Raw genomic sequence first — 24014 nt, forward strand, 5'->3', positions numbered from 1 at the left:
CGTAGGATAGATGCATGACCACGGCACCGAACGCGGGTGAACCCCGCTGGCTCACCGCCGAGGAGCAGCGCGTGTGGCGCTCCTACCTCCACGCCACGACCCTCCTCGAGGACAGTCTCGACCGCCAGCTCCAGCGGGACGCGGGCATGCCCCACATCTACTACGGTCTGCTCGTCCAGCTCGCCGAGGCACCGCGCCGTCGTCTGCGCATGACCGAGCTCGCCAAGGACGCCAAGATCACCCGCTCCCGGCTCTCGCACGCGATCGCACGCCTGGAGAGGAACGGCTGGGTGCGCCGCGAGGACTGTCCCTCCGACAAGCGAGGGCAGAACGCCTGCCTGACCGACCAGGGTTTCGACGTCCTGAAGAAGGCGGCACCCGGCCATGTCGCCGCCGTACGGCAGGCGATCTTCGACCGGCTCAGCCCGGACCAGGTGCGCCAGCTGGGCGAGATCACCCGGATCATGACCGAGACCCTCCAGCCGGACGGCACCGGCGCCGACCTCCCCTGGCTGCGCTGACCGCACGCACGCGGGCCCCTGCCGGAGTCCGCTGGACTCCGGCAGGGGCCCGCTCCCTGCCCGTGGTGCCGACTGTCGGCTGCGCCGGCACTCGACAGCACCGGCTCTGCCTCAGTGGGCGACGACCGGGATCCTCACCTCGTCCTCGGCGCTCTCCCCCGAGGACGCCACGGCCGTGGTGCCGGGCCGTCCGGAGTCGATGAGGACGAACGCGATCACGGCGGAGGCCGCCAGGATGCCGACGGCCCACCAGATGGCACTGGAGTAGCCGTGCACCATGCCCTGGAGCTGGAGCAGCTGCTGGGCCTCGGGACCGGTGGCCCCGGCCGCGCGCGCGGCGATGTACGAAGTCGTCGCGGACGCGGCGATCGTGTTGAGCAGCGCCGTGCCGATGGCGCCGCCGACCTGCTGCGAGGTGTTCACCATCGCCGAGGCGACACCCGCGTCCCGCGCCTCGATGCCGTACGTCGACAGGGACATGGCCGGCATGAAGGCCGTACCCATGCCGAGGCCGAGCAGCAGCTGCGCCGGCAGGATCAGTCCGGCGTACGAGGAGTCGATCTCCAGCTGGGTCAGCAGCAGCATGCCCGTGGCGGCGACCAGGAAGCCCGGGCCCATGAGCAGCCGGGGCGGGACACGCGTCATCAGCCGGGCGCCGATCTGCGTGGAGCCCGTGATCATGCCCGCGATCATCGGCAGGAACGCGAAGCCCGTCTTCACGGGCGAGTAGCCCTTCACGACCTGCAGGTAGTACGTGAGGAAGAGGAACAGGCCGAACATCGCGATGATGGCGAGGCCCAGCGAGAGGTAGACCCCGCCGCGGTTGCGTTCGGTCAGCACGCGCAGCGGCAGCAGCGGCGACTTCACCTTGGCCTCGACCGCGACGAACGCGGCGAGCAGCGCGGCGGAGGCGACGAACAGGCCGATCGTCGTCGGGTCCGACCAGCCGTCGGACTCGGCACGGGTGAAGCCGTAGACGAGCGCCACCAGTCCGAGGGTGGACAGGACGACGCCGGGGACGTCGAGCGGCGAGCGGTTGCGGCCGCCGGCCGGCTCACGGATGACGAAGTACGCGCCCGCGGCGGCGATCACCGCGAAGGGGATGTTGACGTAGAAGGTCCAGCGCCAGTCCAGGTACTCGGTGAGGAACCCGCCGAGGATCAGACCGACCGCGCCACCGCCACCGGCGATCGCGCCGTAGATCCCGAACGCCTTGGCCCGCTCCTTGGCGTCGGTGAACATCACGGCGAGCAGGGACAGTGCGGCCGGCGCGAGCAGCGCGCCGAAGGCGCCCTGGAGCGCGCGCGAACCGAGCAGCATGGTCTCGCCGTTCGCGGCTCCGCCGAGCGCGGACGCGGCGGCGAAGCCGAGCAGCCCGACCACGAAGGTGCGCTTACGGCCCCACAGGTCGGCGATGCGCCCGCCGAAGAGGAGCAGTCCGCCGAAGGCGAGGGCGTAGGCCGTGATGACCCACTGGCGGTTGCCGTCCGAGATCCCCAGGTCCTGCTGGGCGGAGGGCAGCGCGATGTTCACGATCGTCGCGTCGAGCACGACCATCAGCTGGGCGAGGGCTATGAAGACGAGCGCTTTCCAGCGGCTCGGATCGGGCCCGGCGGAGTCGGGCAGTTGGGTCTCGGCCGTTTTTGACATGGAAGAAGCCACCTAAGGATGTGAAGTGGTGAAAAAGCGTTGTACGTACGGGTGTCGCGAAGACAGGTGTGCCTGAGGAGGCGGGTCGTGAGAGGAGGTCGCGAGAAGTGAGGTCGTGAGCAGTGAGGTCGCGAGAAGTGAGGTCGTGAGAAGGTAAGGGAGTCGAAGGAGTCAGGGGGCGGGGGCGGAGAAGGCAGAGGAGGTGCGGCCGGCGCGCGTCGTCGTTACGGCCTGTGCCTCAGGTCCTCCAAGGTCGCTGCCGTGCCCGGGAGTTCGGAGCGCGCGGGCGCCTCGATGCCGTCGAGGAACAGCTGGAGATGGCGGTGGGTGTACCGGTCGATGTCCAGGCAGGCGAAGCCCGGAAGCGGCCGGGTGAGCTGGGAGAGGGCGACCAGCAGATCTCCGACGGCGACGTCGGCGCGGAGCCTTCCTGCCGCCTGGGCACGGGCGACGAGACCCTGGACGACCCCTTCGAGCCGGTCGCGTTCGGCGAGCAGATCGGGATGGTCCTTGTCGAAGTCGACGCCTCCGGCGAGCATCGGGCACAGGGCGCCGATCCGTTCGTCTGCGGCCGCGTGGGTGAAGCGGCTCAGCGCGATGAAGGGGTCCGGCTCCCCCTCGGCCGCCTCCTCCGCACGCTCGGCCGTGCCGCCGAGGACGGCGAGGACGACCTCGTGGACGAGGGCCGCCCGGTCCGCGAAGTTCCGGTAGAGGGTCGCGTTGCCGACGCCGGCGCGACGGGCGATCTCGTCGAGCGGCACCTCGGGGCCGAACTCGACGAACATCTCCCGGGCGGCCGCCACGATCCGCTCCCGGTTGCGCAGAGCGTCGGCCCGCGGCCGGGTGGCGCGGCGCTCTGCGGTGTCGGTGGCGGGGCTCACGGCTCCACGTCCTTCCAGTCTTGTTGATCGCAGCTTGATCGCTGCTCGGCCGGTGCTCGGCCGGTGCTCGGTCGATTGCCTTCGCGGAATCGGGGACGACTTCCCCGTTTCGCTGGGACACCGGTGCAAACGGGGAAACGCTCCCCGGTTATTTCCGGACCGGGAGCGGATCGGTGTGAGCTGAGTCACCGCCTCGCCTCCGCTTCGGCGTGTCCCACGATCGGCTCTCCCGGCGCGCGCCCTCCCACGGCTCCCACCAGGCTGAACGAACGGAGCGCAGCCCGGAGCAGGCCGGCTGCCGCGGAGCCGAAGGCGGACGACGGCATGCACCAGACCCGCCGACGGATACGCAGACCCGGCACGCTCGGCGCCCTCGCCGTCATCACCTTCGCGGCACTGACTTCGGCGAGCTCGACGCTCCCCGGCACCTCGCGTGCCTCGGCCGGTCCCATCGCGGCGGCCAAGGAGTCGGCGCTCGACCCGTGCCGTCTCACCTCCACCACGGGCGTACAGATGTCCGAAGGTGTGCCGACCCCGACGGGTTACGTACGTTCCACCGGCGAGATCCGCGCCCTCAACCTGATGATCGACTTCCCGGACGCGGAGGGAACGGGCTCGGCACTGGACCGGTACGCGGAGTTCTTCCCGCAGACCGAGCACTGGTTCGCCACCAGCTCGTACGGGAGGCTCGTCTACCGCCCGGAGGCGCCGCTGCAGGGCTGGCTGCGGATGCCGATGCCGTTCTCCGCGTACGGGATAGACCGTGGGGCACCGTACGAGCCGGGCTACCGCCAGCTGGTGCAGGACATCGTGGCCGCCACCGACCACCAGGTGGACTTCAGCGCGTACGACCTCGTCAACGTCCTGGTCACGCCGAACGCGGGCCCCTCGGCGCTGGACACCGTCCTGTCGGTGACCTTCTCCGGCAACCACGAGGCGCCCTACGCGGACGGGGTGCCGCTCGCCAACACGTCGTTCGTCTACAGCCGCCAGGACGACGGCTCGGGGACCTACTCCGAGACGGGTTACCGGGTGCTCCCGCACGAGAACGGCCATGTGTTCGGACTGCCCGACCTCTACACGGCGGAGGGCGGCGGCGCCGTCGGCCACTGGGACATCATGTCCGAGGACTGGGGCGCCAACAACGATCTGCTGGGCTGGCACAAGTGGAAGCTGGGCTGGCTCGACAGCGACCAGGTCGTGTGCGCCTCCACGACCGGCAGTACCGAGTACGCGCTGACCCCGCTGGCCACCAAGGGCGGCCGCAAGCTCGTCGTGATCCCGCTCGGCTCCGACGCCGGCTACGCCGTGGAGGTCCGCACCCGCGCGGGCAACGACGAGGCCGTCTGCGAGCCGGGCGTCCTCGTCTACCACGTCGAGACGGACGTCGACACGGGGCAGGGGCCCGTCGCCGTCGCGGACAGCGACAAGGAGAGCGGCGGCTGCACCCGCCGGCCCAATGTGCACGCCGAGCTGTCGGACGCGCCGTACCGGCCGGGCGAGTCGTTCGTCGACCCGGCGCACAGGATCCGGATCACCGTGCTGTCGGAGAGCGCGAACGGGACCTACCGGGTCCGCGTCACCCGCACCTGACGACCCGGAACACACCGCGCCCGGAGCGCACCGCGCCCCAAGAGCACCCCGAGGTGGATTCCGCGCCCCGCGGCTCACCCGACCGGGCCACGCCTCAGCCGCCGCTCCTGACCCGCTCCACCAGCGGCCCGCGCAGTTCCCGCTTGAGGATCTTCCCCGTGGGATTGCGGGGCAGCGGCTCGTCCCGTACGACGACATGCGCCGGCACCTTGAACGCGGCCAGGGTCCTGGCGACATGCGCCCGCAGCTCGTCGGCCGTGACCGCGGCGCCCGGGCCGAGCCGGACCACGGCGGCGACCTCCTCGCCGAGGACGGGGTGCGGTACGCCCAGCACGGCGGCGTCGACGACGTCCGGATGGTCGTGCAGGGCGGCCTCGACCTCGACGCAGTACACGTTCTCGCCGCCGCGGACGACCATGTCCTTCAGGCGGTCGACGATCGAGACCCGGCCGTCCCGCACCGTCGCGAGGTCGCCGGTCCTGAACCAGCCGTCCGCCGTGAACGCCTTCCTGGTCGCGTCCTCGTCGCGCCAGTAGCCGCGCACCAGGGACTGCCCGCGCAGCCACAGCTCCCCGACCTCGCCCTCCGGCAGCACCTCACCGGACGGGCCGGCGATCCGTACCTCGGTGGCCGGGGTGGGCCGGCCCACGCTGTCCGGGAACCTCCGGTACCCGGCGCCGAAGTTGGCCGTCACACCGCCGCTGGTCTCGGTCAGCCCGTAGCCGTTGCGGGGCTCGACGCGTTCACCGAAACGGGCCGTGAGCCGCGCGACCAGATCGGGCGGCGCGGCGGCCCCGCCCGTGTTGAGGTGGGTGAGGCTCTCCAGGTGCGCGCCGGACCGTTCGGCTTCCGCCAGCAGCTGGAGCGCGGTGGTGGGCACCCCGGAGTAGTGCGTGACGCCGTGTCGCCCGATCAGCGCGAGTGCCTGTTCGGCGTCCCATTTGCGCATGAGGACGAGCGTCCCGCCGACGGCCATCACCGAGTAGACCGTGGTGAACGCCGCCACGTGGAAGAACGGGAAGGTCATGAGGCTGACCGGGGCGCGGCCCTGCCCGGGGAGGACTCCCCTGCCGAGCGCGGACGCGGCCGCGGTGTAACGGGGGTTCATCGCGGCGCCCGCCTGGGCGAACTGGGTGGCGACGGCGCCCTTGGGCCGGCCCGTGGTCCCGGAGGTGTAGATGATGGTCGCGTCGTCCTCGGGGCGTACCTGCACGTCCGGCGGCGCGACGCCGGGGTCCGGGGCCGGCAGGTCCTCGTAGCGCTCGACGCCTTCCCCGGCCGGCCCGTCGTGGTGGAAGACGATGACGGGCACCCGCTGCCGCGACGCCCAGGCGCCGATCCTCGGCAGCCGCTCCCCGTCCACGAGCAGTACCCGGGGCGTGCAGTCGTCGAGGGCGTAGGTGAACTCCGCCTCGGTCCACCAGGCGTTCAGCGGTACGGCCACCAGCCCGGCCAGCTGTGCCGCCCAGAAGGCGATCTGCCATTCGGGGTGGTTGCGCATGCCGATGACGGCCCGGTCGCCCGGCCGCAGTCCGTGCACGTCGACGAGGCGTCCCGCCAGCGCGGAGGCGGCCGCGAAGAACTCCCCGTAGGTGTACGTCCCGCTCTCCGCGACCAGGAACGGCTGCTCCCCGAACGCCCAGGTGGCCTCGACGAACTCGCGCAGCGTGCGCGGCCCCGACACATACGCCCCGTCCTCGACCGCGAAGGGCGCCCCTGGCGCGGTGAGACGCCCCGAGGGGTCTTCGGAATGCGGCACGTACGGGTCCCTCCCCAGTCGCCTAAGCGCTCGCTCAGCCCGAAGCCCGACGCTATGCGCCGCCCCGCACCCCGTCAAGGCAGGGCCCGCGCACGACCTTGACGGAAACGCGTGGAGTCCGCCATCGGGTCAACGGCCTGCAGTCGGTCGTCAGGTCGCCGGCGTACGGTCGGTCGTCGGGTCACCGGCGTGCGGTCGGTCGTCACGTCGCCGGCGTGCAGTCGGCCCTCACGTCGCCGGCGGCTCGATGTCCGAGTCGAGCCGCACCCACTCCTTCACCGCCCGTGTCGTCGGATGCTGCGGCCCCATCGTCGCCCTCGCCCGCCGCAGCGCGTCCTCGTGCAGCCGCGCGGCCTCCTCCGGCTCCCCCAGGTCCCGAAGATCCGCCGCGAGGTTGGACGCGCAGCCGATGGCGTCGTAGTGGTCGGCGGTGAGGACGCGGACGAAGGCGTCGTACGCCTCACGGCCCAGCCGCACCGCCCCCTCCGCGTCGCCGTCCGCGGCCAGGTCGGTCGCGTGGTTCATCATGCTCGTCAGCGTGTACGGATTGTCCTGGCCGAGCACTTCCCGGTGCTGATGCAGCGTTCTGCGCGACAGCGCGAGCGCCGCGTCCCGCTCTCCCGTCAGACGTAGATAGACCGCCAGGTTGTTGGCGCAGGCCAGGGCGAACGGGTGACGCTCGCCCAGCTGGGTCCGGTGCCGGTTGAGGGCGTCCCTGGCGAGATCCCGCGCCCCCTGCGCGTCCCCCGTGGCCACCAGCGCACAGGCCAGGTTGACGGCAGCGGAGAGTGTGTCCGGGTGGTCGGGGCCGAGCACGGACATCGAGATCTCGTAGTTCTCCGCGCTGAGCGCCCTCGCCTCCTCGTAACGCCCGCTGCGGCGCAGCACCGCGGAAAGGTTGCGGGCGGCCTGAAGGGTCTCGGGATGGCGGTCGCCGGTCTTGTCGCGGAACGCCTTCACCGTCTCCTGGAGCAGCTTGAGCGCCTCGTCCACGGACCCGGTCTCGCGCAGCCCTCGGGCGTAGTTGCTGGCCGAGGTGAGCGTGTAGGGGTGGTGCTTGCCGAGCAGGCCCTTGCGCTTCTCCCACACCTCCCGGTCGAGTTCACGGGCGCCCCAGCGGTCCCCGACCAGGAACTTCGACACGGCGAGATTGTTGGCTGCCATGAGCAGCCGCTCCTCGTCCCCGCCCTCGTAGGCCCGTTTGCTCGCCGCGTAGGTCTCGTTGTCGACGTCACGCGCCTGCCGGTAGGCGCCCCTGGCGCGCAGATCGGCGCCGAGGTTCGCGGCGGCCACCAGGGTGTAGTAGTCGTCGGGGCCGAGCACCTCGCGTGCGGTCCGCAACGCCTGCTCGTCCATCGCGTACGCCTCCTCCAGCCGCCCGCTGGAGCGCAGCGCGTTGGCGTACTGGGTGCGCAGATAGATCACGAGGGCGTCGTCGTCACCGAAGACGGGCTCCCAGGCGGCGAGGGCGCGCTCCGCCGTCTCCTGCGCCGCGACATGGTTGGACCGCCGCCACAGGTAGCGCACGGAGTCGGCGATCCAGCGGCGTACGGAATCGTCCTCGCTGGTGAAGGCACGCGACGGTCTCATGTGCGGCAGCAGTGAGGCGTGCCGGTCCCAGGACGCCGGGTCCTCCATGTTGCGCGGGTTGGCCTCGGCGAGGATCGCGTGGACATGGGCGCGCATGACGGGCCACTGCTCGCGCGGGATCTGGGCGCGCAGCACCTCCTGCACCAGCCGGTGCACACTGATGGTCTTGTCGCTCTGGTTGGTGCGGGCCAGACCGTAGCGGTTGATCTCGGCGAACAGCGCGCCCATCCGCACCGAGTGGACCAGCCGCCGGTCGTGGCGGGCAAGCAGCTCCGCCGTCTTCTGCCCGTACAGCGTCCACATCGGGATGGGATCGGGGCCGAAGAACGCGCAGATCTCGAGCAGTTGGGCCGCCGCCGGCATCGACTCGCGGACCTTGCCGAGCGCCAGCAGCCAGGTCGCCGCGGCCGATCTCGGGTACGTCGTGGCCGGCTCCTGCTCCAGCATCGTCGCGAGCTGGGTGCTGAGCAGCTCCAGATACGTCTCCACCGGCATCGCGGACTGCTCCAGCCAAGCCGCCGCCTGGGCGACGGCGAGCGGCAGATCGCCGAGCGCCTCCGCGACCTGTCCGGCGTCGGCGTCCGGCAGATGCGGGTTCTGCCGCTGCAGCAGCCGCACGGACTCGTCCCGGGTGAAGACGTCCACCTCGACCTGTGCGGCCCGGTCCGCCCAGGCCCGGTTGCGTGAGGTCACCAGCACATGCCCGGTGCCGGACGGGATCAGCGGGGCGAGCTCCTCCGGGTGCTCCGCGTTGTCGAACACCAGCAGCCAGCGCCGGTACGGCCTGCCCTGCCGCAGCGCCTCCAGCACCGCGTTGGACGTGGTCTCCACATCGTCCCCGGACGGCAGCCCCAACCGGCCCGCCAGGGTGGCCAGTTCCTGCCGTACGAGACTCGGCTGGCCCGCGTTGACCCACCAGACGACGTCGTAGTCGGCCGCGAACCGGTGCGCGTACTCGATGGCGACCTGCGTCTTGCCCACGCCGCCCATGCCGAACACGGCCTGCGGCGGACCGCCCAGCGGCACACCCGCGGCGAACCCGTCCCGCATCTCCTCCAGCGTCCGGCCGCGGCCGGTGAACGACGCGTTGCGGGTGGGCATCTGCCACACCGGCGGCGGGGTGCCGGGATAGCGCGGCCCCTGGTCCTCGTCCGCGTCACCCGGGGTGCCCACGGTCTCGGCGGCCGGCGGATCGGGCCGCCCGACCGCCGCCAGCAGCGCCGCCTCCGCCTCGACCTGGTCGTCGCGCTCGACGAGGTCCACGGCGACCAGACCGTCGAACGGCGGTGCCAGCGGGGCCGGATGGATCCGGATGGGGATCAGCATCCGCTGCGAGGCCTCCGGGTCGCGGGCCGAGACCGACTTCCACACCTCGTAGGCGTGCGGCAGCCGCACATAGTCGGGCGAGAGCAGGACCACGATCCGGCCCGATCCGTCCAGCGCCCGGCGCACCTCGGTCTGCGCGTCGGAGCCGGCGTGTTCGGCGGCGCCGCTCAGCACCACTTCGTAGCCGAGGCCGCGCAGCCTGGCCGCGATCCACTCCGCCCACATCCGGTCGGCCGGCGCGTAGCTGAGGAACAGATCGGAGGGCACGGGCGGTTTGGTCCGCTCGTAGCGGGACAGCAGCGCGCGCCGCCGGGTCTCCGGCATGGGCCGCTGCCGCGTCACCCGGCCGCCGGTGATCCGCCCGGTGAGCCGCTCCGACGCCGCCAGCAGGCTGGTGCCCTGGTGCGGGCGGTCGCCGACGGGCGCGGGGATCTCCTCGTACGCGAAGAACGGCCGGTACGGGATCTCCACATCGCCCCAGTAGCGGTCGCGCTCCTCCCGGGTCATCCCTTCGAGGAACGACAGGAACCGGCTGCGGGCGAGGTCGCGCCCCGCCTCCAGCTTCTTCTGCTCGGCGTACTCGACACGCATCGGCGCGGGCAGGATCCGCACCGGACGGTCGGTGACCTGGGCGCGCACGGACTCGGCGACGGCGGCCGCGCCCTGGATCGACTGGGCGCTGAGGGTGAAGCAGACGGTGACGACGTCGGGCAGCAGGACCGTGCAGATGCCGGCCGTGTCGGACAGTCCGGTGCGGCTGTCGATCAGGACGTAGTCGTAGCGGCCGCGCAGCTCGTCGCGGAGTGCGGCCAGGAAGGCGGCGCCGCGCAGCCGGGTGTAGAAGTGGTCCCAGTCGAAGGTGGACACGGCCGCCGAGTAGCCGTCGTCCTGGAGTCCCGCGGGCAGGAAGTCCAGCTTTCCGCCGTCGGGGAAGTCCTCCCGGATCCCGACGATGCACCGGTCCACGTCGCAGCGCTCACGGAACCACTGGGCACGGTCCCGGGAGCCCGCCGCGCCGGGGCCCGGCTCGTCGGCCCGTATCGCGTAGTCGCGGATGAGGTCGATGACGCCGCCGGTGGAGCCGAGTTCGGGGTCGGTGAGCAGGGGGTGGAAGTAGCGGTGCAGACCGGGGGCCTCCAGGTCCCAGTCGACCATCAGCACCCGCAGCCCGTTCCCGGCGAGGATCCAGGCGGTGTTGACGAGCGCCATCGTCCGGCCGACTCCGCCCTTGAACGAGTAGAACGTGACGACGGTCCCGGGCTCACCGGTGCCTGTGCTGCCGGGCTCGCGGATGCCTGCGCTCTTCATCGTCCTGGTCCTCCCTCACGGCGGCCGTCGAACGGGTCCTGCGGGGTGTGCGGATACGGGTACGGGTCGAACGCGTACGGGTCGTACGGGATGTGCGCGCGGCCGCCGGACCAGCGGGGCGAACGGGGCGCGGGCGGCTTGTTCGCGCTCCCCGGCGAGCCGCCGGCCCGGGCGCCTTGCTGCGGGCCGCCGCTGGGGCCGCGCAGGATCGGCCGGGCGGCCACCGGGCCGTCGTCCCCGTCGTCACCCGGCGCCACGACGGCGGTCCGCTTGCGGATCAGATTGTTCTGCGCGGCCGACACCATCCGGCCCAGTGCCTTCTTGAAGTCGTCGAAGCAGACCCGGAGCTGGAACTGTCTGTCGTGCACGCCCCGCGACGACTTGCGCTCGAAGACGTCGCCGACCCTGCTCCAGAGCTCCTCCCGGTCCCGCTCCTCCCGGGGATGGCACGGCACCAGGACACCGGTCGCCGGATGCTCGGTACGGTCGAACTGCTCCAGCGGCTGGCGGTACGGAGGTTCGGGCGCGCTCCAGGCGTCCACCAGCAGAATCGTCACCTGGTCGTCGCGCCAGGCCTGGTTGAGCTGCCGGTTCAGCCCCGAGCCCACCTCCCGGTAGGCCGTCCCGTAGCCCTGCGCCGTCACGAGCCGCTGGGCCTGCTGGTAGAGCGGGTACTCCTCCTGCGGATGGTACGGATTCCAGTCCAGCCCGGCCTGGCCGTAGTAGGGCGCGCCTTGGCGGTGCCCGGGCACGGACTCCGACGTGCCGGCGGCGACGAAGAACTGCACCGTGCTGCCCGGCCGGGTCGGCTCGGTCCTCGGCTGGAACGACAGGGGCTCCCGCGCCAGCCGCAGGGGCTCCTCGGGCACGGGCAGGTCCTCGCCGTGGACGACGTCGAGCACGCGCTGGGCGATCAGCCGGACCGCGCCCGTGTAGTCCTCCCCCGTGGGCGCCCGCTGGAGGAGCCGCTGCAGCCCGACGTCCGCGTACCAGGAGCCGAAGCCGTCCGTCAGGTACTGGATGTGCCCCACCTCCTGCGGCACCTCGACGGGGTGCCACAGCACGGGGATCAGCGCCGAGGAGCCGCGCCGGGTGCGGGCGAAGTACTCACCGGCACGGCGCATCATCACCCCCGCCTCACGTGAGCACCACGCGCTGCGGAAGTACGCGGGCGAGTAGAGCGCGACCATCGAGTGGCAGCCCGCGAGGGCGATCTCCAGCTGCTCGCTCCAGTGTTCGCCGATCCGGATCGAGCTGTTGTCGCGGAATCCGATCGGAACCTGGGCCGTGCCGTCGGAGAGTTCGATGATCTGAGTGCAGAGATCGTCGTAGAACTGCTGCACATACGCGTCCGAGTCGTCGATCCTCGCGTAACTCAGGAAGAAGTACGGCCCCACCGGCTCCCCCATGACTCCGGCTGCTCAACGCAGACTCACAGCGCCCCGGCAGGGGCTCGACACCCTTTGGGTTTGCTGGTTATTGCCCTCTCCGTGGAGGAGCTAAGCCGCCCGTCACGTTCTGGCCAGAAGTCGCCGCGTTTCTTTACCTGTCGCAGACGGCGCGGCGCAGCTCGGTGACGAACTCCCGCCCCTCTTCGGTGAGTTCACCGGATTCCAGGAGGGTGTCAGCGGCCTGGAGGGTGCGGCCGCGCCAGTGCGTGTACTGCTCGGCGGCGTGACCGCCCGGCTCCCTCCGCCAGAAGTCCGACACCCCCAGATGCGCGTACGTCCCCTGGAGCAGCGCCCCGGCCGGGCGGGGGTCGGGCCGCCAGGGGGCGTGGTAGCGGGCCCCGGAGTCCGGTCCGTGCAGCGGTACGAGATCGAGGAGCGCCCCGAGCTGGATGTGCAGGAACTCATGGACCAGGGCGAGCGCGAGCGCCTGCGGACCGGAGGGCAGCGACACCCCGACCGCGCCGTAGCCGCGCCGTACGGCCGACGACACGGCGGTCCCGTCGGGCGGCGGCCGCAGCGGCACCAGGGTGGACACGCCGGCACCGACGGCCTCCGCGTACCAGGGATGGCGCTCGGCGAGCAGTCGCCATGCCTCGGCGAGCAGCTCCCGCCAGGCGCGCAGCTCGTCCTCGCCGAGCGGGCCGGGCACGGGCTCACCGTGCGCGTGCCGGTACGGGCCCCGGTCGTCGATCCGCAGCACGAGGCGGTGTCCGGCGGCCTCCAGGCGTACGACGTGCCCGGTCGGCCGGAGGAAGCCGGCGAGCCCGCGCAGCCGGTCGCGGTCGGTGTCCCGGGACCGGTCCGGGTCCGGGGCGGGGGGCTGGGCCGGGGAGGGGTCCTGGTCCGGGGCAGGGGCCTCGTCCGGGGAGGGGTCCTGGTCCGGGGCAGGGGCCTCGTCCGGGGCGGGGGTCTGGGCCGGGGCGGGGGCCTCGTCCGGGGCGGGGGTCTGGGCCGGGGAGGGGGTCTCGTCCGGGGCAGGGGCCTGGTCCGGGGCGTGATGCTCGTCCCGGGCGCGGGCCTCGTCCCGGGCAGGGGCCTGGTCCCGGGCAGGGGCCTGGTCCCGGGCAGGGGCCTGGTCCCGGGCAGGGGCCTCGTCCCGGGCAGGGGCCTGGTCCCGGGCAGGGGCCTCGTCCGCGTGGAGCCGGCGCAGACAGTCCGCCGCCCACAGGTCCAGATACGGCTGCAGCAGCACGGACTCCCACTGCTCGCGGGACCGCTGCCGGATCCGCTCGAACTCCTCGTACGTCTCGGCGAGCCGTACCTCACGGGCCTCGTCGGGCCGCCGCGCCTCGGCGGCCCGGCGCACCGCGCTCAGCAGCAGCCGTCGCTTGCTGAGCTGGCCGGCCCGCAGGACGGCGACGGCGTCGGCGCCGCCGCGCCCCCGGGCGAGGGCGAGGAAGGTCCGGCGGGGGATGGTGTGCGGGGAGGCCGTGGTCATCGGGCTCCCACCTCCTGCTCGTGCGTCGCGCGTCGTGCGTTGAAGGCGGCGACATCGGCTTCCAGACGCCGCCGGATGTGCTCGATGAGAACGACCATGTCGTGGCAGTACACGGTGGGCCGGTCGAAGGGCTCGTCCGCTCCGGGGTGGTGGCGGTGCGCGTACAGCCCGCCGCCGCAGACCGCCCACAGCGGGCACTCGCGGCACAGGGCCGCGGGCCGGGGCGTACGGAACGCCGGATGCCGGGCGGCCTCTGCGAAGGAGTCGCGGAAGACGCTGAGCCCGGTGTACGCGGCGCCGTCGTACGCCGCCTTCAGACTGTCCGCCAGCTCCAGCGATCCGTCCGTCTCCACGACCACCAGGTCCGCGGGCCCCGTCCCGACCATCTCGCTGCTCGCCCGGCCGCCCAGCAGCAGCACGATCAGCTCCTCGAACAGCCTGATCCCGGTCTCACGGCGGGGCGCCCCGTACCAGCGGTCGAAGACGGCACACAGCCAGTCGGCGTACGGAGTCGGCTCCTCGGCGCCACCGGGCGCGTGCGGCCCGGGTACGGGAGGGCCGGACACGGGAGGGCCGGACACGGGCGGCCGCGGCACGGGCGGCCGCGGCACGGGCGGCCGGTCCGGGGGCTGACGGCCCGCAAGACCCGGTGGCGGATTGCCCCAGGTGCCGTGCGGCAGCAGCAGATCCATGCGGGGCGGCGCGAACGCGAGAAGCGCCTCGTAGGTGGCCACGGGGTCGGTGGCCGGATCGACCGTGCACAGCACTCCGCCGAACAGGTCACGGTGCTCCTCCGTACCGAGGATCCCGAGCGCGCCGGCGACCGCCGCATGGCTCCCCCGCCCGTCGGCGAACCGGCGGTAGCGGTCGTGGTCGGCCGCGGTCCCGTCCACGCTGACGCCGATCCGCACCCGGTGCCGTCGCAGCACGCGCAGCAGTTCGGGATCGTCCCGTAACAGCACCCCGTTGGTCTGCACCGCGTACGCGACGTCGCCGGTGCCGTCCAGGGCGTCACGTAGCACCGTCAGGGTCTCGTCGAGATGCCGGGACCCGACGAGAAGCGGCTCGCCGCCGTGCAGGGTGACCGCGATCGGTGCCGCGGCCCCGGCCCCGGCGCTGGCACCGGCTCCTGCTCCTGCTCCTGCTCCGGGGGCACTCGCCTCCCGCCGGTACGCGGCGATCCGTTCGGCCACCCGGTGTACGGTCGCCAGTTCCATCCGGCGGGGCTTGGTGCGCCAGCTGTGGTCCGCGGCCTCGTACACGTAGCAGTACGTGCAGGAGAGATTGCACCGCCCGTGCAGTTTCAGCAGATACTGGCGGAACGTCACAACGTGTCTCAGGACACCGGGTTGAGCGCCGAGGTGAAGGCCGACACCGGCTCGCCGGAGGGATGGAGCGCATCGTCCCTGAGCCGCGCCACGATGGCCCCGAACACCGTGTCCGGAAGCTCGGCCAGTTCAGCGTCGCTCAGCTCACTGACATCCGCCAGGACGGAGACCAGTGGGGCGGAATTGGTCATCCACGATCCCCTTACCTACACGTTGCGGCGGACTATATAACACAGAGTCATTGATCGTTTGCGCACCCGGGACCCTCGTCCCCCGTGTGCGTCGAGACGTCATCGGCCGTTCGTGCGCGGGCCCGTAGGTGGTCCGCGGGCAGGCGACGGGCGGGGGGTGTGCGGGGGTACGTAGGCGGTGCGCGGGGGGGGCGCAGGCGGTGCGCGGGCACTGAAGCCACACGGGAGCCGCGCGCCCTCTGCCGGAGGCAGCGGCCTCAGGCTCGGCCATCGGGCCGGCTCTTGGGTTCTTGGCGAGGAGGGCGTCGACAGCGTGGGCCGGTGTGCCGCGTACAGCTGCGTCACCGTGCCAGCGCCCAGCTCCCGGGCAAGGACCGACCGCTCGTCGAGCCCTCCTCGCCGCGAAGCATTGCACAGTGCAAAGGATTGTTCCAGGGGCGGACCGGTGCGCGACCGCAGGCCTCAGCAGGCGCCGTCGGGCCCCGGCGGAGGAACGGCACAACCACAGCGAACTCCTGCGAACCACTGCGAACTACGCCGGACCCACTGCCCGAACTACTGCGGGGTGACCGCCTTCTCGACCTCCACGAAGGTCGCAGCGTCCACGAGGCCGGTGTCCTCCAGTACTTCGAGGTGGTCCATGACGGTCTGGTTGGCCTGTCGCGCGTGACGGCGGATGAGGTCGTTCTGGGTGGACGCCCTGACTTCGGCGATCGTGGCGAAGATCTTCCCGTGCGAGGAACGCAGCAGGTTGGCGAAGAGGCGGTCGAACTCGGCTCCTTGCGCGTTCTCCAACTGCCGGACGAAGCCCTGCTGTTCGGCCGATGCCTGGTCGGGGAGCGGGACGCCGAGGATCCTGGCGTCCTCACGTACCAGCTGGTCGAGCTTGCTGTGACCGTCGAGCAGATGGAGTCCGGCACGCTTGACGGCCCCGCTGGACGCGTGCGTCTGGGCCAGCCTGCCCGCGGGGATCTCCCACAGGCCCGCCTGCCGGACCTTCACGAGGAAGGTCTTGTCGATCTCGGTCACCGGCTGCGGGCCCGCGGGGACGGACCCGGCGCCGGTCTCCGCGCCGGACGTCGTGCCGTCCGTCGTGCCGTCCTCCGCGCCTGAGTAGTGCCCCGCGCCGGCGCCGGAGGAGTGTCCGTAGCCGTTCTGGGCCGTCGCCCCCGCCGGCGTCTGCGTGGCCGAGGCCTCGCCCCCACCGCCTCGCAGCATGATGAGAAGGGTCGCGACGGCAGCGCATACAGCGACGACCACCCCGATGGCCCGCATCGAAATCCTGGGCTGTACTGCACGTCGGTTCGGACGCATGATGCCTCCCGGTTCGGCATGGAACTGCTCGTTCATGTCGTCGGGAGCTGTTGTGGCGGCTGGCACGGCACGCAGCCAGAAGTACGGACGCCGATGCCGGGATGTTCATCGACGACCGGCTTTCGCCCGCCGAGAGGCTGAAGGAGGTACGGGGCCGCCGCCGCTACGGCCGTCGGGGGCGGCAGTCAGTGAGCGGCCAGGGCACGGTAGAAAAGGGTCATGGACGACAGAGCGCGCTCTCCGCGGGGCGTCGACGACGTCGACGCGGTCACCCTCGCGGTACTGACCGCGTCCCGGCTGCTGGTCGCGATCTCCGCGCGCTCCCTGGCCGCCGTCGAGGACCGGGTGACCCTGGCCCAGTTCCGGCTGCTCGTGGTGCTGTCGACCCACGGCCCGGCCAAGCTCGTCCTGCTCGCGGACCGGCTCGGCGTCAATCCCTCGACGGCGATGCGCATGGTCGACCGGCTGATCGCGGCCGGACTCGCGGACCGGCAGATCAACCCCGCCAGCCGGCGAGAGACCGTACTGCGGCTCACGGACGAGGGCCGCGGCCTCGTCGAGGACGTCACCGCCAGACGCCGGCAGGAGATCGCGACGATCGTGGAGCGCATCGCCCCCGAGCAGCGCTCCGCCCTGATAGACGCCCTGACCGCGTTCACCGAAGCCGGCGACGAACCCGCGGCACCGGCGGCCGACGCCGGCATCCACCCCCTGGGCTGGGCGGACGTACCCCTCCACCAGAACGGCTGACCGCCGCAACCACCTGCGTCCCGTCCGGGCCGGGCCCGGCGCCGCAGGCGCGGCGGCGAGCCCCCCGGCGCCACCTGGCCGAGAGCGGCACCCGCGAAGCCTCGGCGCCGGGCAGCTCACGGACACCGTGGTCATCCACCACAGCCCACAGACCGGCGCCGCCCCGCTCAGCAGGTCCGTCGCTCCGGTCAAGATCACCCACACCCTCGCCGCCCGAGCCGGTGCGCCCGTATCCCCGTCTACGGATCATGCACCACCCGCTACACTGACCGCGGTGGCTGATCCCTCACCGGCTGCCACCACGACCTGTCGCAAGCAGGCCCGCAGCAGTCCGCCCACCTCGGCAGCTCTTCGGGCACGCTTCCGACGGTTCCCCGCCTTCGTAGCTCAGGGGATAGAGCACCGCTCTCCTAAAGCGGGTGTCGCAGGTTCGAATCCTGCCGGGGGCACCAGGCAAAAGGCCCCGGACCGATCATGGTCCGGGGCCTTTGACATCTACGTCTGACATCAACGAAGGCGGTCACTCACGACCAGGCCGCCTCTTGAGCAGCCGGTCCATGTGGTTGATGGCCTCTCGCTGCGTGTCCTGGACGACGTGCATGCAGACGTCCATGGTGATGCTGATCTGGCTGTGCCCGAGGATCTCCATCACGACCCGGGGAGCGACCCCGGCCGAAGGCCGCGTACAGCGGGTCCTTACGGGCGGCGGCGAGGAAGTCCAGCGTCTCGTCGAGGGACCAGGGGCTCAGCTCCCGGAACTTTGCCCTGGGCGGCTCGACGAGGCTCGCCCCGTTCCGGGTGACCAGTCCTCGTGGCAGGCGGCCCTCAGGGCGGTGCGCAGCACCCGGTGCGATTCCTTGGCTGCGGCCGCGGTCGTCTTGTTCTCCAGCGGAAGCGCCGGACATCGGCAGCGCCCAGGGATTCGAGCCGCTTCAAGGCGGCTCGCTCCGGGCCCGGCTACGCCAGCCGCGCGGCTGAGCGCCCCGATCTCTCGCCCCATGGCAGCTCCCGCCCAAAGCCGCCGCACCAGCCGCGAACTCACCTGATCACCCAGCAGTCCAGTCAACTGAGGGCGCGGGACCGACGGCAATAATCCGCACATGGAGCAAGGAGCATCAGGGCGCAGAAAGATCAGTAAGGCCCGCGCCAACAGGGCCCCCGGACGGGTGGTACGCATCGACTTGGGTGATGGCCGATGCGCCTTTGGAAGGCAACTCACTGACGTGTGTGTCGAGTTCTACGACCTGGTCGGCAAGCCTGGAGCGCCTGTCGATCTTATCGAGGTCGTTGCTGCACCCGTCGCCTTCAAGGTCTGGGTCATGGATGCTGCGTTCCGCCGCCGTGGCGGCTGGGAGCTGCTCGACGTGGTGCCCCTGACCCACGAGGAACAGACCGAGGTCCATCTCTACAGCAAGCAAGATCCGCTCAGCTGCAGCATTACCGTCTATCGCGTCGATCCAGTTACCGGGACCGGCAGCGAGACGCCAGCGACGTTCGAAGACTGCCAGAAGCTGGAGCGGGCCGCTATCTGGGACCCTGCCCATATCGAAGACAGGCTGCGTGACCACTTCGACGGCCGCCCGAACCCATGGGTGGAATCGTTGCGCCTGAAGCCGTGATGCCAAGTTGCGCCCATCTCGCTGCCACACACATCGCCGAAGTCCCGCATCTGATCGCCGGGGCCGCCGGGATCGCGACCGAAGCGCAGAAGAACGCCGCGGCGGCCGCCCGCGTCGCAGCAGTCGCCCGCAAGGCCGCGGCCGAAGCCGAGACCGGGGCCGAGCAGGCACGTGACTCCGCCGACCAGGCCAAGGAGTCGGCGAAGACTGCCCGCCAGGCCGAGACCGACGCCAACAGGGCCGCCACGGCTGCCATCAAATCCGCTACCCGGGCACAGAGTTCGGCGAACTGGGCACATGGCTCGGCCGACGAAGCCTGGGCGGCCGCCGCACAGGCACGTACGTCGGCCACCGCCGCAAGGAAGGACTGTCGCAGCTTGCTGCGGCTGCCTCCCCCAAGTCGAGCGACAGTGGCACCCAGTCGGTGGCACCCAGATGCAGCACCGGATGGTTCACATGCACGTCAACACCTGCGATCTGCGAGGCGCGCCCCTCCACCTTCTGCTGTGCGTAGCCGTGCTGGAAGCCTGCCAGATGGGGCGGGGACTCACAGGGAACCGCAGAGCCCGACGAGGTCGCTCCCTGAAGCGGGCGTCTCGGGTTCGAATCCTTCCCGGGCCCCAACTCGAAGGCCCCGGACCGATCCTGGTCCGGGGCCTTTGACACCGGCGAGCAAGCAGTCGCCCGTGCGGTCACGGCTGGGTGATGCCCTTGCTGTCGTGGATGAAGACGGCTCGGTTGTCCGCCGGCTTGTGCCGCTCCGTGAGCTCGAAGTCTTCGGCAGTACCCGCTGCCGGGGCGTCCGGTGGTTCGAAGTACAGGACGTAGGTCCTGGCCGTGTCGGTTTCGCTCTCCAGTTGCAGCCACCCCGCGAAGCCCGCCGCGGGATAGGTACCCGTCGCCGTGATCGTCACCGCGCTCTCCGAGCGGGTGACGGTGAATTGCGCCGTACCCAACTCAAGGCGCTTGAGGCCACTGTGCTTCCACCGCCTGAAGAGATCGATCCATTCCTGCGGCCAGGGGCCGCCGAGCGAGGCAGGCGGCATACTCTCTGCCGTCAGACGGTCGAGGATTTCGTCCGCGTGGGCGACCACATCCTCATACGTCCACAGGTTCATGGCGACACTCATGTGATCGCGGTCCGTCGCTCGGAACATGGGGCGGATGTGAAGCTCGTACACCGGCGTGCGCATCTAGGAGTACACCTCCATGAGGACGTGCAGCGGGCTTTTCGAGGCACGGCAGGTGAGTTCACCGAAGCGGTGATGACCCACGCCAGGCCCGATGTTCGTCGCGCGAACGGATTCCTTGCGCCGCTTGGCCATTCCTTGCGCCGCTTGGCCATTCCTTGGCCGAGAGCCAGGCCGCGTCGCGCCCTGGCTCATCACTGACTAGTGTGAAACGCGACGACTCGGGTCGCAACCGGCAGACAACAACCGCGAAGGGCACAACGGACTTGGCGGGAACGCATCCGTTCGCGTCGGGCGCAGAGAGGCGAGGTCACTCATGGCACGATCCATGCGCGCGCTCGTAGCCGGAATGGTGGGCGAGCCGGCCGATGTCCTGCGGCTGGAATCCCGGCCTGTTCCCACGCCGGAGGCCGGTCAGGCGTTGATCCGTGTGAAAGCGACTCCGATTCACGCCAGTGATCTGCATGTGCTGCGTGGCCGCTACGGTTTCTCCCCCGAGTTTCCCACCGTCGGGGGTCACATGGAATGCGTGGGCCGTATCGAGGCCGTGGGCCCCGATACCGAGGGACTGAAGATCGGCGAGCGCGTGGTGGCCGTCGCTGTCCCGGCGATACCCGGGCCGCATGTGGCCGGCACCTGGCAGGAATACCTCGTCGCCGATACACGAAGGCTCCTGTCGGTGCCCGACCGGCTGAGCGACTCCAGCGCCTGCCAGCTCGCCGTCAACCCGTTGACCGCGCTGCTCCTGGTGACTCGCGAACTCGACGTACAGCCGGGTGAGTGGCTCTTGCAGACGGCCGCGGGCTCCACCGTCGGCCGGCTCGTCATTCAGCTGGCCGGGCACCTGGGCATTCGCACGATCAATGTCGTCCGGCGGCGCGCTGCCGTCGAGGAGATCAAGGCCCTCGGTGGCGACGAGGTCATCTGCACCGAGGACGAGGACCTGGTGCAGCGCGTGGCCGAGATCGCAGGGCCGGATGGCGTGAGCAAGGCCACCGACTGTGTCGCGGGCGAGGTGGGCGCCCAGGTGTCCCGGGCACTGGCTCCGGGAGGGGAGGTCGTGGTCTACGGCGCGCTCTCCACCCATCGGCAGACCGACCCGGCAGCACTGACGATCCCGCTGCAGTCACGCTCGGTCATCTACGAGACCAAAGCAGTCCGTGGCTTCTGGCTGAACCGCTGGTTCGGCACTGCCTCACCCACGGATGCGCTGCGCGCGCTGTCCGAGGTTCGCAGTCTCGTCGCCGATGACGTGCTGAGCATCCCAGACGGCCGGCCGTTCCCGCTCGAACGCTTCACTGAAGCCGTCTCGTTCGCCGAAGCACCCGCACACGGCACGAAACCGCTCTTCGTCTTCGAAGACGGCCGGGACGCAGACGACAGGTAGGACCGAGTAAAGGGCCCCGGACCGATCATGGTCCGGGGCCTCCGCATGCCGATCATGTGGCCGACATGCCGATCATGTGGCGCTGCGCGTCGTCAGCGGCCTTCATGAACGCACTGGTGGCGGCCACGAGGTGCGGCGTTGTCACAGAACAGGTCCTCCTTCGGTCAATCACCCGGAAAGGTGCGATGGAACTCCACGAGGACTACAGCTCGATGACCACAACCAGCAGCGACAACGTGGCACTCGGTAAGCAGCTGACCGGCCCCGAGGTATCCGATGCGGCATTCGCGCTGCTCGACGAGCAGGGGAGGGTGACCGCATGGACGCAGGCCGCCGAGCGGCTCGTCGGATACTCCGCCGCGGACATCGTGGGCCGGTCCGCGGCACTCGTCCTGCCGTCGTCCGGTGAATCGGCGACCATGGGCGCGTTCGTCGAGCAGTGCCGTGCCCGGAACGGCTGGTCGGGCGCGACGGCGGTGCGCCACCGCGACGGCCGCGTGCTCAACACCATCCTGCGGATCTCGCCTCTGCAGGGGCAGGACGGAGCAACACGGTGGCTTGCGTCCGTGACCGACATCGGCGTCCGCTCCGGGGACGCGGTGAGCGCATCGGTGCAGGGGTCGCTTCTGGCCCGCGCTCCGATCGGCGTCGTCGTCCGTGACCTGGAGCTGCGTTGCACCTGGGTGAACGACGAGATGGAGAGCCACGGCGGCATCCTCCGCGACCAGCGGCTCGGACGTCGATTCACGGACGCGTGCCCCGGTGTCGAGTCCGAAGCGACCGAGGCGGTGATGCGGCAGGTGCTCCAGAGCGGAAGCACCAAGGTCCACGAGTACCGGACGTGGCTGCCGACGAGTCGGGGTGAGGAACGCCCGTACGCGGTGTCGTTCTCCTGCCTGCAAGGCGCCGACGGCCGAGCGCTGGGAGTGTGCACCATCAGCGTCGACGTCGCCGAGAGCCGGCAGGCGCGCGAACGCCTCGCCATCCTCAGCGAGGCCGGCACGCGCCTCGGCAGGACTCTGGATGTGATGCAGACCGGGCAGGAACTGGCCGATCTCGCCGTGCCCCTGCTGGCCGACTTCGTCGCCGTGGACCTGGAGCAGTCGGTCCCGTTCTGCGAGGGGCCCCCGGTCCGCATCGGCCCTACGGGGGAGCGCCTCCCCATGTTCCGGCGTGCCGGTCTGGCCTCGATCCGCCCAGGGGCCCCGGAATCCCCTTGGGTGCGCGGCGAGCCGGTCTCCGTGGGGGCCGCCTCACCCATAGTCGAGGTCCTGCGCACCGGCAGGTCCCGCCTGGAGCCCATCCTGGACACCGCTCCGGGCTCCTGGATCGACCAGGACCCGGTACGGGCGCGGAAGATCCACGAGAACGGCATCCACTCCGTGATGATCGTCCCCATCCGCACGCAGCACGCCCTGCTGGGCGTGGCGGTGTTCGCCCGCACCGAGGAACCCGTGCCGTTCCAGGAGGTCGATCTGCTCCTGGCCGAAGAGTTCGTCGGTCGCGCCGCGGTGTCGCTGGACAACGCACGCCGGTACTGCCGCGAGGAGACCGCGGCACTCGCCCTCCAACGCAATCTGCTCCCCCAGCGTTTGAGGGGCGGTACGGCGGTCGAGGCGGCCTCGCGCTACCTGCCCGCCGACATCGACAGGGGCGTCGGTGGCGACTGGTTCGACGTGATTCCCCTCTCCGGCGCCCGAGTCGGCCTCGTCGTCGGCGATGTGGCCGGACACGGCGTCAACGCGGCCGCGACCATGGGCAGGCTCCGCACGGCCGTCCACACGCTCGCCGACATGGAGCTGCCCCCCGACGAACTGCTCGCCCGCCTCGACGTCACGGTCCAGCGACTGGCAGAGGCGGACGCCGTCGCCCCCGACCAGGCTCCTGCGGTGGTGGGTGCCACCTGTCTGTATGCCATCTACGACCCGGTCACCCGGAAGTGCACCATGGCCGCGGCCGGCCATCCGCCGCCCGCGATCGTCGACCCGCAGGGCCAGGTCACCTTCCCCGACCTCCCCACCGGGGCTCCGCTCGGCATCGGGCTGGGGATCCCGTTCGAGGCCGTCGAGCTGGAACTGCCCGAGGGAAGCCTCCTCGCCCTCTACACCGACGGCCTGATCGAGGCCCGCGACAACGACATCGAGAAGGGAATGCACCGCCTGGGCACCGCCCTCGCGCAGCCGGGTCGTTCCCTGGAGGACCTCTGCACCAGCGTGATCGAACCGTTCCAGGATCAGGCGGCGCGCGACGACATCGCCCTGCTCCTGGTCCGCACCCGCTCGTTCAGCCCGGCCCAGGTCGCCTCCTGGACCCTGCCCGGTGACGAGACCGCCATTCGCCGCGCCCGGCACCTGGCAGCCTGCCAGCTGGCCGAATGGGGCCTGGAAGATCTTGAGGACTCCACGACCCTGATCGTCAGCGAACTGGTCACCAACGCCCTCCGCCACAGCACCGGCCCGATCGGTCTGCGTCTGATCCAGCACCAGGTCCTGACCGTCGAAGTGTCCGATGCCGGCACCTGCACCCCGCGCGTGCGCAGCCCACGCACCACGGACGAGCACGGCCGCGGCCTCTTCCTGGTCTCCCGGCTGTCCCACCGATGGGGCTCCCGCCCGGTGCCGGACGGCAAGGTCGTGTGGGCCGAAACGGACTTCGCCCGAACGCCCGGCACCAGCGAGGTGGCTCTGCTCTCCGGGCCGTGACGGCCTCACTGTGCCG

Annotated in this window: 16 protein-coding genes, 1 tRNA gene and 1 pseudogene; 7 read left to right on the forward strand and 11 right to left on the reverse strand. The window is 71.2% G+C overall.

The genetic code is table 11. The features are described from left to right. Positions 1-14: 14 nt before the first annotated feature. Positions 15-521 carry a MarR family winged helix-turn-helix transcriptional regulator gene (locus ACIQMR_RS21525; RefSeq protein WP_401389472.1) on the forward strand — a complete coding sequence of 169 codons (507 nt, stop codon included), beginning with the start codon at positions 15-17 and terminating at the stop codon, positions 519-521. A gap of 111 nt (positions 522-632) precedes the next feature. On the opposite strand, the gene ACIQMR_RS21530 is transcribed toward ACIQMR_RS21525, so the two are convergent. Further along, on the reverse strand, positions 633-2171 hold the full coding sequence (locus ACIQMR_RS21530) for an MFS transporter (protein ID WP_401389475.1): 1539 nt from the start codon (positions 2169-2171) through the stop codon (positions 633-635). A gap of 224 nt (positions 2172-2395) precedes the next feature. Then, entirely contained in the window at positions 2396-3052 is a 657-nt protein-coding gene (locus ACIQMR_RS21535) for a TetR/AcrR family transcriptional regulator (protein ID WP_401389478.1), read from the reverse strand. A gap of 324 nt (positions 3053-3376) precedes the next feature. On the opposite strand from ACIQMR_RS21535, the gene ACIQMR_RS21540 reads away from it, so the two are divergent. Further along, positions 3377-4645, forward strand: coding sequence for a M6 family metalloprotease domain-containing protein (locus tag ACIQMR_RS21540; protein ID WP_401389480.1), 1269 nt, complete (start codon positions 3377-3379; stop codon positions 4643-4645). Between the two features lie 94 nt (positions 4646-4739). On the opposite strand, the gene ACIQMR_RS21545 is transcribed toward ACIQMR_RS21540, so the two are convergent. The 7 genes from ACIQMR_RS21545 to ACIQMR_RS21575 form a co-directional block, all read right to left on the reverse strand. Then, positions 4740-6404, reverse strand: coding sequence for a class I adenylate-forming enzyme family protein (locus ACIQMR_RS21545; protein ID WP_401389483.1), 1665 nt, complete (start codon positions 6402-6404; stop codon positions 4740-4742). 228 nt (positions 6405-6632) lie between these two features. After that, the gene (gene fxsT / locus ACIQMR_RS21550) at positions 6633-10628 is read right to left on the reverse strand and encodes an FxSxx-COOH system tetratricopeptide repeat protein (protein WP_401389486.1); all 3996 of its coding nucleotides are present in this window, start codon (positions 10626-10628) and stop codon (positions 6633-6635) included. Then, a complete protein-coding gene (locus ACIQMR_RS21555; RefSeq protein WP_401389488.1) occupies positions 10625-12037 on the reverse strand; it encodes a TIR-like protein FxsC in 1413 nt (470 codons plus the stop codon). Before ACIQMR_RS21555 ends, fxsT begins: the two co-directional genes overlap by 4 nt. Before the next feature lie 133 nt (positions 12038-12170). Then, entirely contained in the window at positions 12171-13517 is a 1347-nt protein-coding gene (locus tag ACIQMR_RS21560; protein ID WP_401389491.1) for an aKG-HExxH-type peptide beta-hydroxylase, read from the reverse strand. Continuing rightward, the gene (locus tag ACIQMR_RS21565; RefSeq protein WP_401389494.1) at positions 13514-14845 is read right to left on the reverse strand and encodes a radical SAM protein; all 1332 of its coding nucleotides are present in this window, start codon (positions 14843-14845) and stop codon (positions 13514-13516) included. Before ACIQMR_RS21565 ends, ACIQMR_RS21560 begins: the two co-directional genes overlap by 4 nt. 8 nt (positions 14846-14853) lie before the next feature. Further along, complete coding sequence (fxsA, locus tag ACIQMR_RS21570; RefSeq protein WP_266379009.1) at positions 14854-15036, reverse strand: FxSxx-COOH cyclophane-containing RiPP peptide; 183 nt, start codon at positions 15034-15036, stop codon at positions 14854-14856. A 555-nt stretch (positions 15037-15591) separates the two neighbouring features. After that, positions 15592-16254 (reverse strand): DUF4142 domain-containing protein, encoded by a 663-nt coding sequence (locus ACIQMR_RS21575; RefSeq protein WP_401389498.1) that lies wholly within the window; start codon positions 16252-16254, stop codon positions 15592-15594. A 315-nt stretch (positions 16255-16569) separates the two neighbouring features. On the opposite strand from ACIQMR_RS21575, the gene ACIQMR_RS21580 reads away from it, so the two are divergent. Both ACIQMR_RS21580 and ACIQMR_RS21585 read left to right on the forward strand, forming a co-directional pair. Further along, positions 16570-17100 carry a MarR family winged helix-turn-helix transcriptional regulator gene (locus ACIQMR_RS21580; RefSeq protein ID WP_401389501.1) on the forward strand — a complete coding sequence of 177 codons (531 nt, stop codon included), beginning with the start codon at positions 16570-16572 and terminating at the stop codon, positions 17098-17100. Between the two features lie 376 nt (positions 17101-17476). After that, positions 17477-17552, forward strand: a tRNA-Arg gene (locus ACIQMR_RS21585). A 68-nt stretch (positions 17553-17620) separates the two neighbouring features. On the opposite strand, the pseudogene ACIQMR_RS21590 reads toward ACIQMR_RS21585, so the two are convergent. Further along, positions 17621-18033 (reverse strand): annotated as a pseudogene (locus tag ACIQMR_RS21590) (hypothetical protein); the annotation flags it as partial. 167 nt (positions 18034-18200) lie between these two features. Here ACIQMR_RS21590 and ACIQMR_RS21595 point away from each other — a divergent pair. Next, positions 18201-18719 (forward strand): Imm26 family immunity protein, encoded by a 519-nt coding sequence (locus tag ACIQMR_RS21595; protein ID WP_401389503.1) that lies wholly within the window; start codon positions 18201-18203, stop codon positions 18717-18719. Positions 18720-19411: 692 nt separating this feature from the next. Here the strand turns inward: ACIQMR_RS21595 and ACIQMR_RS21600 are convergent. Further along, complete coding sequence (locus tag ACIQMR_RS21600; protein WP_401389506.1) at positions 19412-19912, reverse strand: hypothetical protein; 501 nt, start codon at positions 19910-19912, stop codon at positions 19412-19414. A 325-nt stretch (positions 19913-20237) separates the two neighbouring features. Between ACIQMR_RS21600 and ACIQMR_RS21605 the strand changes: the two genes are divergently transcribed. Both ACIQMR_RS21605 and ACIQMR_RS21610 read left to right on the forward strand, forming a co-directional pair. Further along, on the forward strand, positions 20238-21296 hold the full coding sequence (locus ACIQMR_RS21605) for a zinc-dependent alcohol dehydrogenase family protein (RefSeq protein WP_401389509.1): 1059 nt from the start codon (positions 20238-20240) through the stop codon (positions 21294-21296). 185 nt (positions 21297-21481) lie between these two features. Next, positions 21482-23998 (forward strand): SpoIIE family protein phosphatase, encoded by a 2517-nt coding sequence (locus ACIQMR_RS21610; protein WP_401389512.1) that lies wholly within the window; start codon positions 21482-21484, stop codon positions 23996-23998. The last annotated feature ends 16 nt before the right edge of the window (positions 23999-24014 follow it).

It is taken from the genome of Streptomyces sp. NPDC091376 (assembly GCF_044757085.1).
Taxonomy (GTDB): domain Bacteria; phylum Actinomycetota; class Actinomycetes; order Streptomycetales; family Streptomycetaceae; genus Streptomyces; species Streptomyces pratisoli.

Coding starts and splice junctions, on each gene's coding strand:
- ACIQMR_RS21560 (WP_401389491.1), bottom strand. CDS start 13,517: ATGACCACGGCCTCCCCGCACACCATCCCCCGCCGGACCTTCCTCGCC.
- ACIQMR_RS21540 (WP_401389480.1), top strand. CDS start 3,377: ATGCACCAGACCCGCCGACGGATACGCAGACCCGGCACGCTCGGCGCC.
- ACIQMR_RS21595 (WP_401389503.1), top strand. CDS start 18,201: ATGGAGCAAGGAGCATCAGGGCGCAGAAAGATCAGTAAGGCCCGCGCC.
- fxsA (WP_266379009.1), bottom strand. CDS start 15,036: ATGACCAATTCCGCCCCACTGGTCTCCGTCCTGGCGGATGTCAGTGAG.
- ACIQMR_RS21575 (WP_401389498.1), bottom strand. CDS start 16,254: ATGCTGCGAGGCGGTGGGGGCGAGGCCTCGGCCACGCAGACGCCGGCG.
- ACIQMR_RS21610 (WP_401389512.1), top strand. CDS start 21,482: ATGGAACTCCACGAGGACTACAGCTCGATGACCACAACCAGCAGCGAC.
- ACIQMR_RS21580 (WP_401389501.1), top strand. CDS start 16,570: ATGGACGACAGAGCGCGCTCTCCGCGGGGCGTCGACGACGTCGACGCG.
- ACIQMR_RS21525 (WP_401389472.1), top strand. CDS start 15: ATGACCACGGCACCGAACGCGGGTGAACCCCGCTGGCTCACCGCCGAG.
- ACIQMR_RS21555 (WP_401389488.1), bottom strand. CDS start 12,037: ATGGGGGAGCCGGTGGGGCCGTACTTCTTCCTGAGTTACGCGAGGATC.
- ACIQMR_RS21600 (WP_401389506.1), bottom strand. CDS start 19,912: ATGCGCACGCCGGTGTACGAGCTTCACATCCGCCCCATGTTCCGAGCG.
- ACIQMR_RS21605 (WP_401389509.1), top strand. CDS start 20,238: ATGCGCGCGCTCGTAGCCGGAATGGTGGGCGAGCCGGCCGATGTCCTG.
- ACIQMR_RS21530 (WP_401389475.1), bottom strand. CDS start 2,171: ATGTCAAAAACGGCCGAGACCCAACTGCCCGACTCCGCCGGGCCCGAT.
- fxsT (WP_401389486.1), bottom strand. CDS start 10,628: ATGAAGAGCGCAGGCATCCGCGAGCCCGGCAGCACAGGCACCGGTGAG.